This is a genomic window from Pseudomonas sp. Sample_10 (assembly GCF_004321495.1).
In the GTDB taxonomy this organism is placed as follows: Bacteria; Pseudomonadota; Gammaproteobacteria; order Pseudomonadales; family Pseudomonadaceae; genus Aquipseudomonas.
The window spans coordinates 1-1,962 of sequence record NZ_RCOE01000020.1; the positions used below are offsets into that span (position 1 = coordinate 1).

A 1,962-nucleotide genomic window follows, 5' to 3' on the forward strand; every position below is an offset into this window, starting at 1 on the left:
GCCGCCTTCTTTGGCAGCTGCTGAACTGATCAAGGAAAAGTCAGCAGGTAACAACGGGGCCGCTGCCAACATCAAAGCGCAGGACATGACAGCTAGAAGACTCTTGTTTTTTAAAAGCATGATTGCTTCCGTAGGGGTTGATATCGCGTAACGTAAGACGCGATATCACCCTTTCGGTTCAAAAGACCGCGACGGACGGCTGACAGGCCGCTCCTGCGTGCAAACTTCAATCAAACACATTATTTACAATTTCGTAGATCAGCCCGGAAGCCAGCGCGACCAGGATCAAATCCGTGCCGACTTGCTGCCACTCGTACCCGTCATAATGAGGCAATCTGCCGATCAACCGGCCATCGAGCTTCTTGGCAATGCCTGGCGGAAGCGGCTTGCCGCGAGCAAGATTCTTTTGGATGCCCGGTGGCAATGCAGGACCTGGACTCCAGTAATCGCGGTAGCCATCAACAATGCCAATGATATTTGAGCGATTGATGCTCGGGCCGTTGCCCCAGTCACCGCCCCCGGAATTTTTTCCTTTGTTGCCATGGCTGCCCTGGTTGCCGTGATCCTGGGCATTTTGTGGGTGGTTCTTGCCGTTCCCTTGACCTTTCCCGTTACCGGGATCTGCCAGGGCAGTCACAGAGCCGAAAACCAGCACCACGCTTGTCACCGCTGCAATCAACGATCGAGACCTGATCATGAGTCGTTCCTTCGTGACGGGAGTAGTCCCTGAAATTTAGACGATGTGGCAGGCAATAGTTTCCATTGATGCGGCATTGCGAACGCGACCGACAACAAAGGGCTGCCCGGTCAGAAGTTCGCCGGCGTATTCGCACTGATGATTTCCGCCTCATCCGCCCCGATATTCCTGAACCGGTGCGGCAGCGTTGTCGGGAAGTAATAGCCATCCCCGGCATTCAGTACGCTGATCTGGCCATCAACGGTGAGCTCGACCGTACCGCGCGTCACCAGCCCGCACTCTTCGCCTTCGGAATGCACGATCGGCTCTTCACCGGAACTGGCACCCGGTGCGTACTGCTCGCGCAGCAAACGCATCTGCCGGCTCGGTACGGAAGCGCCGATCAACAGCAGGCGCAGACCGTGGCGACCCAGGTCAGGTTGTTCGTTGGCGCGGAAGACGTATTGGTGTTCCCGAGGTGGCTGGTCGAAGGTGAAGAAGTCGGCCAAGGACATGGGGATGCCTTCGAGCAGCTTTTTCAGGGAGCTGACGGAAGGACTGACTCGATTCTGTTCGATCAGGGAAATGGTGGCATTGGTGACGCCGCTACGCCGGGCCAGCTCGCGCTGGGACAGTTTGTAGCTTTCGCGTACTAATTTGAGTCGTGAGCCCGTGTCCATGACAGCCTTATGTGCTTGGTACTTAAGGGTAATGGGGGTGGATGGCCGGCGCGAATCACGCCGTTTTCCGGTCCCGGAAACGTGAAAGGCGGCTATTAAATCACGTTTGTGGATGTTGCTGTAGGCGCAAAGCTTGCTCGCGATAGCGGTCTGTCAGACGGTTCAAATGCCGTCTGAACGGGTGCTATCGCGGGCAAGCCTTGCTCCTACAATTTGAACTGGCACACCGCAATCGTCAGCACGCCGGCTCCTACCGGGGGGGGAAGCGATGTTTTTGATGTAAAAAACCGGCGGCACCTGATTGGGGCACCACCGGTGAGGTAACACTTAGATGCCGAACCGATCACGCAGCGAGTAGTACACCGCGCCAAGGGCGGTCAGCGGTGCCGAGAAGGTTCGCCCACCGATCATTGGCATGTGCGGCAGCGAGGCAAACGCGTCGAAACGCTCGGCGTCGCCGCGGATCATTTCCGAAATCAGCTTGCCGGCCAGGTGCGAACAGGTGACGCCGTGGCCGCTGTAGCCCTGCATGTAGTAGGCGTTTTTTTCGATACGGCCGAATTGCGGCATGCGCGACATGGTCAGCAGGAAGTTGCCGGTCCAGCG

Annotated in this window: 3 protein-coding genes; all 3 read right to left on the reverse strand. The window is 57.2% G+C overall.

Annotated elements, in window-relative coordinates; translation table 11 throughout:
• Positions 1–226: 226 nt before the first annotated feature.
• Complete coding sequence (locus D8U18_RS01640; protein ID WP_130906812.1) at positions 227–697, reverse strand: anti-virulence regulator CigR family protein; 471 nt, start codon at positions 695–697, stop codon at positions 227–229.
• 110 nt (positions 698–807) lie between these two features.
• A complete protein-coding gene (locus D8U18_RS01645; protein ID WP_007895886.1) occupies positions 808–1,356 on the reverse strand; it encodes a cupin domain-containing protein in 549 nt (182 codons plus the stop codon).
• A 327-nt stretch (positions 1,357–1,683) separates the two neighbouring features.
• On the reverse strand, positions 1,684–1,962 hold a 279-nt coding region (locus D8U18_RS01650), incomplete at its 5' end, for an FAD-dependent oxidoreductase (protein ID WP_131106869.1).

Coding starts and splice junctions, on each gene's coding strand:
- D8U18_RS01640 (WP_130906812.1), bottom strand. CDS start 697: ATGATCAGGTCTCGATCGTTGATTGCAGCGGTGACAAGCGTGGTGCTG.
- D8U18_RS01645 (WP_007895886.1), bottom strand. CDS start 1,356: ATGGACACGGGCTCACGACTCAAATTAGTACGCGAAAGCTACAAACTG.